This is a genomic window from Variovorax atrisoli 110B (assembly GCF_000382045.1).
GTDB classification, from domain to species: domain Bacteria; phylum Pseudomonadota; class Gammaproteobacteria; order Burkholderiales; family Burkholderiaceae_C; genus Variovorax; species Variovorax atrisoli.
In genome coordinates, this window is sequence record NZ_KB907451.1 from 482,342 (window position 1) to 495,369 (window position 13,028).

The window sequence follows — 13,028 nt, forward strand, 5'->3', positions numbered from 1 at the left end:
CGGATGATTCTTCCCTCCCCCGCGTCATTCCTCCGGCGCCGCGGCGCCTTCGTCCTCACCCTCGCCTCCGCATTGCTTTCGGCCTGTTCGCCGGTCAAGGTGCTCAACGGCCTGGTGCCCACCGACACCTACCGGTTCGAAGGCGGCATCGCCTACGGGCCGGCGCCGCACCAGCTGCTCGACGAGTACCGGCCGCTGCCGTCCAACGCGCCGGCGCCGGGCGCGCGGCCGCTGGTCGTGTTCTTCTACGGCGGCACCTGGACGACCGGCGACCGCGCCAGCTACAGGTTCATGGGCGAGGCCCTGGCCGCTCAGGGCGCCGTGGTGCTCGTGCCCGACTACGGGCTGTCGCCGGCCTTCACCTATCCCGCCTTCGTGCGCGACAGCGCACTGGCCGTCAAGTGGGCCCTGGATAACGCGGCGCGCCTGGGCGCCGACCCGAAGCAGGTGTACGTGATGGGCCACAGCTCCGGTGCCTACAACGCCGCGATGGTGGCGCTCGATGCGCGCTGGCTCGGCGAAGTGGGCGCCAGCCCGAAGCAGCTCGCGGGCTGGATCGGCCTGGCGGGACCCTACGACTTCCTGCCCATCGGCGACCCGCAGGTGAAGACCGCGTTCAACTGGCCGGACACGCCGCGCGACTCCCAGCCCCTGGCGCACGCCGGCCCCGCCTCGCCGCGCACCCTGCTCATGGCGGCCTCCAGGGACAACCTCGTCTACCCCGACCGCAACACCCTGCGCATGGCCGCGGCGCTGCGGGAAGCGGGCGTGCCGGTCCAGGTCAGGCTGTTCGACAACCTGAGCCATGCGACGCTGGTGGGTGCCTTCGCCACGCCGGCGCGATGGCTGGGCGGGCCGGTGCTGCCGCCCGTCGTGGACTTCCTCGGACTGGCGTCGGTCCTGTCCCACAAGGGTGCTCGGTAGAATTGCGGCAGTCTTTCCCGCCTTTTCGTCTTCTACTTTTTTCCCTTTTTTCCAATTCCCGCGAGGTATTTCCCATGGCACTCGTCTCGATGCGCGAACTGCTCGACCATGCCGCAGCCAATGGCTACGGCATTCCGGCCTTCAACGTCAACAACCTCGAACAGGTCCAGGCCGTCATGGAGGCCGCCAAGGAGACCGGCGCCCCCGTCATCCTGCAGGCCAGCGCAGGCGCCCGCAAATACGCCGGCGAAGCCTTCATCAAGCACCTGATCCAGGCCGCCATCGAGCAGTACCCGAACATCCCGCTGGTCATGCACCAGGACCACGGCCAGAGCCCGGCCATCTGCCAGGGCGCCATCGACCTCGGCTTCTCCTCCGTCATGATGGACGGCTCCCTGCATGAAGACGGCAAGACGCCCGCCTCCTTCGACTACAACGTCGACGTGACCCGCAAGGTCGTGCAGCTGGCGCACAAGGTCGGCGTGACCGTCGAGGGCGAGCTGGGCTGCCTGGGCTCGCTGGAGACCGGCATGGCCGGCGAGGAAGACGGCATCGGCGCCGAAGGCGTGCTCGACCATTCCGCGCTTCTGACCGACCCCGAGGAAGCCGCCCAGTTCGTCAAGGCCACGCAGCTCGACGCGCTGGCCATCGCCATCGGCACCAGCCACGGCGCCTACAAGTTCACCCGCAAGCCCACCGGCGACATCCTGTCGATCCAGCGCGTGAAGGAAATCCACGCCCGCCTGCCCAACACCCACCTGGTGATGCACGGCTCGTCGTCGGTGCCGCAGGACCTGCTGGAGATCATCCGCAAGTACGGCGGCAACATGAAGGAAACCTACGGCGTGCCCGTCGAGGAAATCCAGGAAGCCATCAAGTACGGCGTGCGCAAGATCAACATCGACACCGACATCCGCTTGGCCATGACCGGCGCGGTGCGCAAGTTCATGGCAGAGAACCCCGAGAAGTTCGACGCCCGCGAATGGCTCAAGCCCGCGCGCGAAGCCGCCAAGCAGATCTGCAAGCAGCGCTACATCGAGTTCGGCTGCGAAGGCCAGGGCGCCAAGATCAAGGGCGACAGCCTGCAGGTGGTCGCCGCCAAGTACGCCAAGGGCGAACTGGCCCAAGAAGTGATCTGATCACATCCCCTTGAGCCGACGGCCACCGTTCGCGGTGGCTTTTTTCTGCGCGCACAATCCGAACTCCGCTATCCCGTTTCACCGCACCAGCCCCATGACCACCGTCCACACCTCCTCCATCCAGAGCCTGCCCCTGCTTGCGCGCGGCAAGGTGCGCGACAACTACGCCGTCGGCGAAGACCGCATCCTGATGGTCGCGAGCGACCGGCTCAGCGCCTTCGACGTGATCATGGGCGAGCCCATTCCGGGCAAGGGCGAGATCCTCACGAAGATGGCCCTGTGGTGGTTCGACCGCCTCGGCCAGATCTGCCCCAACCACCTGACCGGCGAGGCGCCCGAGAGCGTGGTCACCGAGGCCGAGGTGCCGCAGGTCACCGGCCGCTCGATGCTGGTCAAGCGCCTGAAGCCGATCCCGGTCGAGGCCGTGGTGCGCGGCTACCTGGCCGGCAGCGGCTGGAAGGAGTACCAGGAATCGCGCGCGGTCTGCGGCGTGCCGCTGCCCGAGGGCCTGACCAACGCGAGCAAGCTGCCGCGTCCCATCTTCACGCCCGCCGCCAAGGCTGCCGTGGGCGAGCACGACGAGAACATCAGCTACGACCGCGTGGTCGAGATCGTCGGCCCCAAGCTGGCCCAGCAGATCCGCGACACCAGCATCGCCATCTACGAGACCGCCGCGCAGATCACCCTGGCCAAGGGAATGATCATCGCCGACACGAAGTTCGAGTTCGGCCTCGACGAGAACGGCACCCTGGTGCTGATGGACGAGGTGCTCACCCCCGACAGCTCGCGCTACTGGCCGGTCGAGGGCTACCAGGCCGCGCTGGCGTCCGGCGCCAATCCGCCGAGCTACGACAAGCAGTTCGTGCGCGACTGGCTCGAGGGCACGAAGATCAACGGCAAGCCCTGGGACAAGACGCCCCCGGCGCCGCGCCTGCCCGCCGAGGTCATCGAGAAGACGGCGGCCAAGTACCGCGAGGCGCTGGAGCGGCTGACGGGCTGAGGCTGAAGCAAGGGCTGCCCCCAGCCGGGTAGTCCATCCCGGGCGCCTTGTCGCCACGGGAAAAGGGGATGTCCGAACGTCCCCGCCTCGCCATCATGTGCGCCAAGAACATGAGGGGCGGGAAATGGAAACCAGCAAAGGCGTTCATGGTTGGCAGCGCTGCGTGGCGGCGGCGCTCGTTCTGGCCGTTGCGGGCTGCAGCAGCATCGATCCGTACCAGCGCAGCAAGCGCGCCGACGTACCGATCAACCAGCTCGGGTATGAGGAAGTCACTCTTGCCAACGCCAGGCCCCTTGCCGGCAACCTGCAAGGCGCGCTGGGCGCGCTGAAAGACCAGCGCCGCGAATGGTTCGATTCCCTGTCGGCGCAGGCGCGCGTTCGCACCATGACGCAGCTCGGCCTGCTGGGCGTGACGGCCGCGGCGCTGTATGGGGGGCTGAAATCCGGTGTCACCAGCGATCGCGAAAAGACCCGGCTCGCCATGGCCGGCGCGGTCGGCTTTACGGCCTATTCGGCCAGCAACTGGTTCGTCAATCCCAATCAGGAGAAGGCTTACGTCGAAGGCGTTCTCGGACTGACCTGCGCGATGCTGACCATCGAACCATTGCGGCTGGAGGTCGAGAGCTTCGACAGGATGTGGGCCGAGAAATACCGCCTGACGCAGGCCATCAACAGGCTCGATGCGGAGTTGCTCCGGGCTCAGGCTGTCTTGCGCTATGCCCGTGACAGCGAACTGCCGCAGGCGCATGTGCGTCGCGAGGCGGCCTCGGCCTTGTGGCGCGCGCGCAAGACCCTGGCATCCAGCGAGCAGCTGTATTCCCAGCTTGGGAACAGCGGAGTCATCCTGATGCGGGAGGGTGATCTGGTCTTTGCCCGCGTGGCGGCGCATATCAACGCGGCCAACAAGACGATATCCAGCCCTGATGAGTTGGTCGCACAAGCCACGGGGATCATCGGCAAGTTCCGGGCGGTCAAGATTGACACTGCAAACGAGAGCATCCAGGGAGACTCCGAAGGCGCGGGCAGGCCAGCAGTTGATACCGCTGCCGGGAAGAAGCCGGATGGCGATGCGGGCTTTGCCGGCAAAGACGAAGAGATGCTCGAGCAAGAGCCGGCGGCTACGTCCACAGCCACTGCGAAGAAGGCGCAGTTGCTGGCGCAGTTGGCCGCGATTCAGAAAAAGGAGTCCGAGGACGCCTCTGCGCAAGCCCAGAAGAATCTGAAGGAGTCTCAGGCAGCACTCAAGCGCGCCAAAGCTGCTGAAGCGGTCGCCGCCACCGCCGCGAACAGAAAGGTGATCGATGCTTGCAAGGCAGCAGGCCGCCGCGACTGCGGGCCTCTGGAGGCCGATGCCATCGCTGTTTCTCTCGCCGCCGGCACAGCAGAGATTTACGCTGCAAGGCGCCCCTTGAGCAATCGCCTTCTGACTTTCAACGATGCGCGCAAGGCAGCGGCCCGAAATCCGGGCTGTGCCGGCGGCAGCAGTGCCATGAGCGTTTCACCGGCCGAGGACGCAAAGGTCAAACCCGGTCAGCGGTATCTCATCACCGTGAACGGTGTCACCAAGCCGCCTCTGGCGTCGGTCAAGGGGCCGGCAACCCTGGAAATTCTGGTCTCCGGTCCCAACCAGTACACCGTGCGCGTCATGGTGAAGGCCGACGCAAAGGGTACGGTGGACGTCAGCATCTCCGACCAGGGGCTCGCTACCGAGGAGATCCAGCTGACGGTCGACACGCCAGCCGCCAAGTAGCCGGCGCCCTCAGCGCCCGCCGCTGTTCAGCAGCGCCACCGTCCGCCCGCTCGCATCCAGCAGCGCCAGCCGGGTCGGTCCGGCCAGCCGGTAGCTGGTGGTGCTCTGCAGGGCGGAAATGAACTGCGCCTCGTTGGCACCGCGTGTCGGGTCGGTGCAGGCCATGCGGGTGGAGGCGAGCTGGCCGATCTTCAGGGCGACCCCGGTGCGTGTGAAGGTGCCGGAGATGCGGTTGCAGCCGCCCGAGCCGTTCACGCGTCCGCTGCTGCGGTCGAATTGCACCTGGGCGCCGCTGCCCGGCTGCACCGGTTCATCGCCCAGCTGCACCAGCTGCCAGGCCGGGCCTTCGATCGGCTCGTCGAGGCTGATGCCGCTGCCGCAACCGGCCAGCGTGGCCAGCAGCGCCGTAGCGGCAAGGGCGGGGAGGAGCGCGGTGCGGCGGGCGAAGGAGCGCATGGCCAGTGTTCCTTTTTCGAACTGCAACAAGTTGAATCGGGCGTGATCGTATGCGACGGCGCCTGGCCCGCCAATGCCGCTCGCCAGCCCTGCGGCCATGAAAAAAGCGGCCCGGGGGCCGCTTTCCTGGAAGGTCTGGAGGGAAATCAGCTCAGCACGATGCTGCTGAGCCGGCGGCGGTAGCTGGCCACCACCGGATCGTCCGGCGGGATCTGCCCGTCGGCGACCTTCACCTTCGGCGGCTCGATGATCTCCAGGATGGCGATGTAGGTCTTGCGGGCGAGGTCCTCGCTCCAGGTCTTGTCGCGCATCAGGATGTCGAGCAGCTCGTCCATGGCGTCGGTCCAGCGCTGGGCGGCCATGAGGAGGCGGGCGCGGCCGAAGCGGGCGTCGAAGTCGCGCTTGTTGGCAGCGATCTTCGCGTCGAAATCGGCGATCGAGGGGGCGGCGCCGGCCGGCGGCGCTGCGAAATCGATAGCATCCATCCAGCGCTGCAGAGCGTCGAAGCGGCGCACCAGCGAGGTCTTGGCGATGACCGGGGCAAAGGCGACCTTGGCGTCGTCGACGCGGCCTTCCTGCAGCAGCAGCTTCACGTAGTCGAAGCGGGCGTCGTCGTTGGCCGGGTCGGTGGCCACCGCGTGCTGCAGCTTCTCGAGCGCGCCTTCGGTGTCGCCACCGGCCAGCGCCTCCTGGGCAGCGGCTTCCTGCGAGGCGGCCTCGGCCTCGTCGGCGCCGGGCACGTGCTTGTCGAGGAACTCGCGGATCTTCTCCGCCGGGATGGCGCCGACGAAGCCGTCCACCGGCTGGCCGTCCTTGAACATCACGCAGAAGGGGATGCTGCGCACGCCGAACATCTCCGACAGCTGCGAGGAGATCTGCGGCACCTTGTCGGCGTCGAGCTTGGCCAGCGTGAACCGCCCGCCGTACTCGACCTCGAGCTTTTCGAGCACCGGGCCGAGCTGCTTGCAGGGGCCGCACCATTCGGCCCAGATGTCCAGCAGCACCGGTGTGGCGACCGAGGCTTCGATCAGTTCGGCCTGGAAATTTTCGAGAGTGATGTCGATCATCGGAACCAGCTGGGGGTGAAACGTAAAATTGAAACCATGAACGAAACCATTCAGGTCGGTGTAGTGATGGGCTCGAACTCCGATTGGGAGACGATGCGCAACGCGGTCGAGATTCTCCAGCAATTCGGAATCGGGCACGAAGCCAGGGTGGTCTCGGCCCACCGGATGCCCGATACGCTCTTCGAATATGCCGAAAGCGCCGCCGGGCGCGGCCTTGCCGCGATCATCGCCGGCGCGGGCGGCGCGGCCCACCTGCCGGGCATGCTGGCGTCGAAAACCACGGTGCCTGTGCTCGGCGTGCCGGTGGCCAGCCGCCATCTGCAGGGCGTCGATTCGCTCTACAGCATCGTGCAGATGCCCAAGGGCGTGCCGGTCGCCACCTTCGCCATCGGCAATGCCGGCGCGGCCAACGCGGCGCTGTTCGCGGTGTCGATGCTGGCGGTGAACGACCCGGCGCTGCGCGCGAAGCTCGACGCCTTCCGCGCCGCGCAGACGGCGGCCGCCGAGGCCATGACCCTGCCCCCGCCGCCCGCCGGCGAGGCAGCGCCCGTATCTCCCTTCTCGCCGCAAGGCGGGGGTGCCCTGTGAGCGGCCGCAACGGCGACCTGCCGATCCTCCCGGGCGCCACGCTCGGCGTGCTCGGCGGCGGACAGCTGGGGCGGATGTTCGTCCATGCCGCCCAGCGCATGGGCTACTTCACCGCGGTGCTCGACCCCGACACCGACAGCCCCGCCGGCCGCGTGAGCCATCACCACATCCATACCGACTACGACGACGTCGACGGCCTCGCCCGTCTGGCCGGCCTGGCCGACGCGGTGACCACCGAGTTCGAGAACGTGCCCGCGCCCTCGCTGGAGCATCTCGCGGTGGCGCGCCCGGTGTCGCCCGCCGCGCCGGCCATCGCCATCGCGCAGGACCGCATCGCCGAGAAGGCGCACTTCACCCGCTGCGGCGTGCCCTGCGCGCCCTACGCCGTCATCGAAACGGCCGCGCAGCTCGCCGCCATCGACGACAACCTGCTGCCCGGCATCCTCAAGACCGCGCGCCTGGGCTACGACGGCAAGGGCCAGCAGCGCGTGAAGACGCGCGACGAGCTGGTCGAGGCCTGGCAGGCCGCGGGCTGCGTGCCCTGCGTGCTCGAGAAGATGCTGCCGCTCGAATTCGAGTGCTCGGTCATCCTCGCGCGCGGCCGCGACGGCCAGATCGTGCACTTCCCGCCGCAGCGCAACCTGCACCGAGACGGCATCCTGGCCGTGACCGAGGTGCACCCGCAGAACATGCCCAAGACGGTGGCGCAGGGCGCCATCAACTCGGCCAAGAGCATCGCCAACGGCCTCAACTACGTGGGCGTGCTGTGCGTCGAGTTCTTTGCGCTGGCCGACGGCTCGCTGGTCGTCAACGAGATGGCGCCGCGCCCGCACAACAGCGGCCACTACACCATGGAAGCCTGCGACGTGTCGCAGTTCGAGCTGCAGGTGCGCACGCTCGCCGGCCTGCCGCTGGCGGCGCCGCGCCAGCACAGCCCGGCGATCATGCTCAACCTGCTGGGCGACCTGTGGTTTCCCGCCGGTGCCGACGGCAAGTCCGACAAGGCGGTCTCGCCGCGCTGGAGCGAAGTGCTCGCGCTGCCCGGCGCCCACCTGCACCTCTACGGAAAGATCGAACCCCGCCGCGGCCGCAAGATGGGCCACCTCACGCTGACCGGCGCCACGCTCGAGGCGGTTCGCGCCACGGCCTCGCAGGCCGCGCTGCTGCTGGGCCTGCCGGCGGTGAGCACCGCCGACCTCGCATGATCCTCGACGGCCGCACCCCCGAAGCCATCGCCGAGGCGGCGCGCGTGCTGCGCGCGGGCGGGCTGGTGGCCTTCCCGACCGAGACGGTGTACGGCCTGGGCGCCGACGCCAGCAGCGACACCGCGGTGGCCGGCATCTTCGAGGCCAAGGGGCGGCCGTCGGACCATCCGCTGATCGTCCACGTGGCGGCCGGCACCAAGGGCACCGAATCGCTCTCGCGCTTCGCCCAGCCGCTGCCGGACTTCGCGCAGAAGCTGGTGCAGGCCTTCTGGCCCGGCCCGCTCACGCTGATCGTCACGCGCCAGCCCGGCGTGGGCGCGGCGGCGGCCGGCGGGCAGGACACCATCGGCCTGCGCTGCCCCTCGCACCCCGTGGCGCAGGCGCTGCTCGAAGCCTGCGCCGAGCAGGGCGTGCCCGGCCTCGCGGGGCCGAGCGCCAACCGCTTCGGCCGCGTCAGCCCGACCACCGCGCAGCACGTGCACGACGAGTTCGGCGACGAGCTGCTGGTGATCGACGGCGGCCCCTGCGATGTGGGCATCGAGTCGACCATCGTCGACTGCAGCCGCGGCGCGCCCGTGCTGCTGCGCCCCGGCCTCATCACCCGTGCGCAGATCGAGGCCGCCTGTGGCGAGAAGCTCGCCGACCGCGAAGTGCTCGAAACGCCCGACCCGCGCGCCTCGGGCACGCTGGAGGCGCACTACGCGCCCAACGCCAAGGTGCGGCTGATGGACGCCAAGTCGATCCAGACCGGCCTCGACGTGCTCGGCGCGAACGCCGCCCACATCGCCGTATGGTCGCGCACCACGGTGCGCAGCCGCTCGCAGCGCGTGCTGCTGCGGCGCATGCCCGACGACGCGGCGGCCAGCGCGCAGCTGCTGTTCGCCGTGCTGCGCGAGTTCGACGCACAGGGCGTGAAGCTGATCTGGGTGGAGACGCCGCCCGATACGCACGAGTGGGAAGGCGTGAAAGACCGCTTGCAGCGCGCATCGGCCGCTTGATCCAGGAACACCGTGGAACCGGCTTTGCCGGGCCACTGGTGTTGCCCCCGGTAGGGGGTTGGCGAAGCGCACGAAGTGCGCGCAGCCTGGGGGCGAGCCCTATCCTCCGGCTGCGAGGACACCCTGGAAGAAGCCTCGCGCGGAGGCCAGGCAGAAGGGCGGCGCCAGCGTGCCGTGGTACGCCAGCGTGACGGCCTGGGCCTTGTCCGATGCGCTGCCCGAAGTGTTCTGCGCGAGCAGGGCCTTGGCCTGCGCGAAGCCGGCGCGGGCGGTGGAGTAGGCGTCGATGGCAGCCGAATCCTCCAGGTCGACCACGGAGAGCAGGCTGGACGGCATGCCCTTGGCGCGGAAGTAGCCCGAGGTGGCGCGGGTGCTCGCGAAGTTCACCGTGGGGTCGTTGGCGCCGCCGCACATCAGCATCGGCCGGGTCGGCACCCAGTTGCGCAGGTCGTTGGCGACGGCGGCCTTGCGGAAGCCCGTGGAGGGCTTGCAGTCCAGCGGCGATGTGGTGCTCAGCGACGCGGCCGTGGGCGGCAGCGCGTTGCCGGGGCAGGGGTTGCCCTGGATGTCGCCGGCAGCCTGCGTCAGGAAGCTCTGCTTGATGAGGTTGTTGGGCCCGTAGAAGATCGAAAGCTCCGGGCTCACCGGACCCGGCTTGGCGTCCGCCGGGAACAGCGCGAGCTGAGGCAGCTTGCCGCTGGAGAACAGCGTGCCGGGCGATGCGCTCGGCAGCAGCGTGTCGATGCCGCTGGCGTACTGGGCCTCGTACACGTCGCTGGTCGAGCCGTAGACGTTGCCGAACTGCTGCTGCCAGCTGGTCGACAGCAGCGGCACGAACAGCGTGGCGCCCAGCGCCGGCCAGCCCAGGTAGGTGTAGTCGGTCAGCAGGCTGATGGCAGAGGGCGCCGACAGCGGCGCCGAGGCCGTCACCGGTTTGCCCGTGGCCTGCATCTCGCGGTGCGCCGCCATCGCCACGTAGCCGCCCTGCGAATAGCCGGTGATGAAGAGCGAGCCGGCGTCGTTCGCGCCGATGCCGGAGAAGGTCTTGCGCGCCGCGGTGAGCGCGTCGACCATGTCCTTGCCCTGCTGGTCGCCGTCGAGGTACGGGTGGTAGGGCAGCGTCGACTTGTCGTAGCCCGCGTAGTTGGGCGCCACCACGATGTAGCCCTGCGCCGCGAACATGGCGGCGACCATCAGGCCCTCGCCGGCGGCGGCCTGGCTGCTGTCGGTCCATTTCGCGAGGTTGTAGGCCTTGGCGGCGGTGGTGCCGTGGGCATAGAGCACCACCGGGCGCTGGCCGCTGCAGGCCACGTCGGAACCGGTGGGCACCATGATGGCGGCGGTGGCGTTGGTGGCCTCGTTCTTCGCGCCGATGGTGCGGTACTCGAGGTAGCGCAGGTCCACGCCGCACTTGGGCGTGCCCGCCACCTGAAGCAGCGCCTTGCCCTGGTCGCTGGCCTGCAGGCTGGCGGTGAACTGGGAGGCTGTCAGCGCGGCAGTCTTCTCGGGCGGGTCGTTGACCACCGAGCCGCGGCCGTTGTCCACGGCTGGCGGCGGAACTCCCACCCCGATGCCGATGCCTCCTCCACCCCCGCCGCCGCCGCCGCAGGCTGCGAGCAGCAGCAATGTCGCGGCGCTTGTCACGGCCGTGAAGGCGGCGGTCTTGCACATGGGGCTGGAGGGCAGGCGGTGCGGCTGGTTCAAGGCATGTCTCCTGCGCCGGCGGGGCGCTTGGCTTGTATGGAATCGAACGACCGTCCGATTCTGTGCAGCGGCATGTCCGCGCGCAAGCGGGCGTTTGCCCTCAGAAGATTTCAGTACTCGGCGCCATGGGCGGGCCGCCATGGGCCCGCGCGCCCTGCCCTCAGTTGTCCTGCGAGGCCCAGTCGACCAGCGCGTCGAAGGCCGCGCGCGCGGCGCCGGCATTCTCGCCGTTGGCGATGGCCACGAGCACGTAGCGGCGCCCGCTCGCGCCATCCACGTAGCCGGCCACGCCCGAGGCGTCGCGCAGCGTGCCGGTCTTCAGGTGCGCCGAGCCGCCGGAGCGCATCGTGCGCTTCTTCAGCGTGCCGTCCACGCCCATGGCGGGCAGCGAGGACATCAGCTCCGGCATCACCGGCGAGCGCCATGCCACCTGCAGCATCTTGCCGAGCGCGGCGGCGCAGATGCGCTCGTCGCGCGACAGGCCCGAGCCGTTCTCGAACACCGGCTGGGCTTCGCCCGTGCCGATGCGGTCGCGCCACCACTGGCCCAGCGCCGCCCGCGAGGCCTCGAAGGTGCCGCGGTTCTTCTGCGCCAGCCCGATGGTGAGGAACAGCTGCTGCGCCATCACGTTGTTGCTGTACTTGTTGATGTCGCGGATCACCTCGGCCAGCGGCGGCGACTCGAACTCGAAGGCCGGCTTCAGCCCCGCAGGCACGCGCCCCTCGCGCATCTGCCCGCCGACGCGCCCGCCCATCTCGGCCCACATGCCGCCGATGGCGCGCATGGCGTAGGTGCGCGGGTCGCCGTAGGCCACGGCCCAGCTCTTCTCGCCGCAGCCGCCGGGAAAGCCGCCGTTGAAGCGGATGCGGTTCACGTCGGAGAAGTCGGCGCGCAGCGTGCCGCGCCAGTCGCCGCATTCGCCGGGCACCAGCGCCACGGTCTGCGGCATCGCCACGCTGGCCAGCGGGGGCTCATAGCTCACGCGTGCGATCTGGCCCGCGCGGTCGGGCGCGAAAGTCATGTTGACCGACTTGAAGTTCACCAGCAGCGCGTCGGGCGAGGCGTTGTAGGGGCGCAGCGGCTCGCCGTCGAAGGCGGCGGGGTCGCCCTCCACCGTGGTCTCGAAGGCGCTGCGGTCGAGGATGATGTCGCCGCTCACCGTGGTGATGCCCAGGCCCTGCACGTGGCGCAGCAGCAGCCACATGCGCTCCAGCACCAGCTTCGGATCGCCCTGGCCCTTGATGTAAAGGTTGCCGTTGAGCACGCCGTTGTTCACCGTGCCGTCGACGTAGACCGGCGTGGTCCAGCTGTAGGCCGCGCCGAGCATGTCGAGCGCGGCGTAGGTCGTCACCAGCTTCATGATCGACGCCGGGTTCACCTGCGCCTGCGTGCGCCAGGCCAGGCGCGGCTGGCGCGTGCCGTCGGCCTCGGCGACCAGCATGGTCACCGACTCGCGCGGCACCTTGGCGCGGGCGAGGGCGGCTTCGACCTGGGTGGGGAGGGCTTGCTGGGCGAATGCGCCGGCCGGGGCCAGCGTGGTGAAGATCAGGGCGCAGGCCGCGCGACGAAAGGCGAAGGGCATCCGCCCATTATCCCGGCGAGAAGACGTGCAGCCTGGCGTGATACAGCAGCATCACCGTCTTGGCGTCCGCGATGCGGCCGTCGGCCACCATGGCCAGCGCCTCGTCGATGCCGAGCTCGAGCACCTCGATGTCCTCGCCTTCCTCGGCCAGCCCGCCGCCTTCGCCGACGCGCATCGACGACTCGTAGGGTGCGACGAAGAAATGCAGCTTCTCGGTAACCGAGCCCGGGCTCATGAAGCACTCGAAGACCTTGCGCACTTCGCCCAGCCGATAGCCGAGCTCTTCCTCGACCTCGGCGCGGATGCGCTCCTCGGGCGCCGCGTCGTCCAGCAGGCCGGCGGCGGCCTCGATCAGCAGGTCGTCGTGCCCGTTGACGAAGGCCGGATAGCGGAACTGGCGCGTGAGCAGCACGGTGCGCCGCTGGAGGTCGTAGGGCAGCAGGGTGGCGCCGTTGCCGCGGTCGTAGGTCTCGCGGTGCATGCGCTGCCACTGGCCGTCGTTGCGGCGCCAGTCGAAGGCGGTGGTGCGCAGCGTGTACCAGTTGTCGGAAAGCAGGGTGACTTCGTGCACCCGGACGCGGTCTTGGATGGTCATGGCGGCCAGTATGCGTGCGA

Annotated in this window: 12 protein-coding genes; 7 read left to right on the plus strand and 5 right to left on the minus strand. The window is 69.2% G+C overall.

Going from position 1 to position 13,028, the window contains the following annotated elements:
* Positions 1-3: 3 nt before the first annotated feature.
* The 4 genes from G369_RS0110275 (at position 4) to G369_RS0110290 (ending at position 4,813) form a co-directional block, all read left to right on the plus strand.
* The gene (locus G369_RS0110275) at positions 4-924 is read left to right on the plus strand and encodes an alpha/beta hydrolase (RefSeq protein WP_019653918.1); all 921 of its coding nucleotides are present in this window, start codon (positions 4-6) and stop codon (positions 922-924) included.
* A 74-nt stretch (positions 925-998) separates the two neighbouring features.
* Positions 999-2,063: a class II fructose-bisphosphate aldolase gene (fba, locus tag G369_RS0110280; RefSeq protein ID WP_019653919.1), complete on the plus strand. Its 1,065-nt coding sequence runs from the start codon at positions 999-1,001 to the stop codon at positions 2,061-2,063.
* Between the two features lie 94 nt (positions 2,064-2,157).
* Positions 2,158-3,063, plus strand: coding sequence for a phosphoribosylaminoimidazolesuccinocarboxamide synthase (locus G369_RS0110285; protein WP_019653920.1), 906 nt, complete (start codon positions 2,158-2,160; stop codon positions 3,061-3,063).
* Positions 3,064-3,187: 124 nt separating this feature from the next.
* Positions 3,188-4,813 carry a hypothetical protein gene (locus G369_RS0110290; protein ID WP_019653921.1) on the plus strand — a complete coding sequence of 542 codons (1,626 nt, stop codon included), beginning with the start codon at positions 3,188-3,190 and terminating at the stop codon, positions 4,811-4,813.
* A gap of 9 nt (positions 4,814-4,822) precedes the next feature.
* On the opposite strand, the gene G369_RS0110295 is transcribed toward G369_RS0110290, so the two are convergent.
* Both G369_RS0110295 and G369_RS0110300 read right to left on the minus strand, forming a co-directional pair.
* Positions 4,823-5,269 carry an META domain-containing protein gene (locus G369_RS0110295; protein ID WP_019653922.1) on the minus strand — a complete coding sequence of 149 codons (447 nt, stop codon included), beginning with the start codon at positions 5,267-5,269 and terminating at the stop codon, positions 4,823-4,825.
* A gap of 146 nt (positions 5,270-5,415) precedes the next feature.
* Complete coding sequence (locus tag G369_RS0110300; protein WP_019653923.1) at positions 5,416-6,336, minus strand: tetratricopeptide repeat protein; 921 nt, start codon at positions 6,334-6,336, stop codon at positions 5,416-5,418.
* A 36-nt stretch (positions 6,337-6,372) separates the two neighbouring features.
* Between G369_RS0110300 and purE the strand changes: the two genes are divergently transcribed.
* The 3 genes from purE to G369_RS0110315 are packed head-to-tail and all read left to right on the plus strand — an operon-like array spanning position 6,373 to position 9,127.
* The gene (gene purE / locus G369_RS0110305) at positions 6,373-6,924 is read left to right on the plus strand and encodes a 5-(carboxyamino)imidazole ribonucleotide mutase (RefSeq protein WP_019653924.1); all 552 of its coding nucleotides are present in this window, start codon (positions 6,373-6,375) and stop codon (positions 6,922-6,924) included.
* Positions 6,921-8,129, plus strand: a complete 1,209-nt coding sequence (locus G369_RS0110310; RefSeq protein ID WP_019653925.1) for a 5-(carboxyamino)imidazole ribonucleotide synthase — start codon at positions 6,921-6,923, stop codon at positions 8,127-8,129. Before purE ends, G369_RS0110310 begins: the two co-directional genes overlap by 4 nt.
* Positions 8,126-9,127 carry an L-threonylcarbamoyladenylate synthase gene (locus G369_RS0110315; protein WP_019653926.1) on the plus strand — a complete coding sequence of 334 codons (1,002 nt, stop codon included), beginning with the start codon at positions 8,126-8,128 and terminating at the stop codon, positions 9,125-9,127. Before G369_RS0110310 ends, G369_RS0110315 begins: the two co-directional genes overlap by 4 nt.
* Before the next feature lie 99 nt (positions 9,128-9,226).
* On the opposite strand, the gene G369_RS0110320 is transcribed toward G369_RS0110315, so the two are convergent.
* The 3 genes from G369_RS0110320 to G369_RS0110330 all read right to left on the minus strand — a co-directional run bounded on the left by G369_RS0110320 (position 9,227) and on the right by G369_RS0110330 (position 13,008).
* Positions 9,227-10,831: an alpha/beta hydrolase family protein gene (locus tag G369_RS0110320; protein WP_020723023.1), complete on the minus strand. Its 1,605-nt coding sequence runs from the start codon at positions 10,829-10,831 to the stop codon at positions 9,227-9,229.
* 160 nt (positions 10,832-10,991) lie between these two features.
* Positions 10,992-12,413, minus strand: a complete 1,422-nt coding sequence (gene dacB / locus G369_RS0110325) for a D-alanyl-D-alanine carboxypeptidase/D-alanyl-D-alanine endopeptidase (RefSeq protein ID WP_019653928.1) — start codon at positions 12,411-12,413, stop codon at positions 10,992-10,994.
* Positions 12,414-12,420: 7 nt separating this feature from the next.
* Entirely contained in the window at positions 12,421-13,008 is a 588-nt protein-coding gene (locus G369_RS0110330; RefSeq protein WP_020723024.1) for an NUDIX hydrolase, read from the minus strand.
* Positions 13,009-13,028: the final 20 nt, after the last annotated feature.